Origin of the sequence: Robertmurraya sp. DFI.2.37 (assembly GCF_029211245.1) — a bacterium.
Lineage (GTDB): Bacteria > Bacillota > Bacilli > Bacillales > Cytobacillaceae > Robertmurraya > Robertmurraya methanolica_A.
Window position 1 is genome coordinate 1 of record NZ_JARGEJ010000251.1, and the last position, 433, is coordinate 433.

A 433-nucleotide genomic window follows, 5' to 3' on the forward strand; every position below is an offset into this window, starting at 1 on the left:
GACTAAACAACTGACATTTCGTGAGATGGAAGAGAAGGATATCGATCAAATTGTGTTCATAGAAAATGAGTCCTTTACCAGTCCTTGGAGCCGAGAATCGTTTGTAAATGAATTAACAAAAAATCGATTTGCATTATATACGGTTTTAGAGGATGAGGATGGAGTTTGTGGATACTGTGGGGTATGGATTATTGTAGATGAGGCACATATTACCAATATTGCGGTACTGCCGAAGTATCGCGGTAAAAAATTAGGGGAAGCTCTATTAAAAAAAGTAATGGAGATTGCGAAGGAAAAGGGTGCGAAGACAATGACATTAGAAGTAAGAGTGTCCAATCATATTGCCCAATCTCTCTATCGCAAACTTGGCTTTCAAAATGGAGGAATCCGAAAAAGCTTTTATACCGATAATCATGAAGATGCATTAGTAATG

General features: G+C 37.6%; 1 protein-coding gene. It reads left to right on the forward strand.

What is annotated here, in order from left to right:
* Positions 1-10: 10 nt before the first annotated feature.
* On the forward strand, positions 11-433 hold a 423-nt coding region (gene rimI, locus PZE06_RS26345), incomplete at its 3' end, for a ribosomal protein S18-alanine N-acetyltransferase (RefSeq protein WP_275792158.1).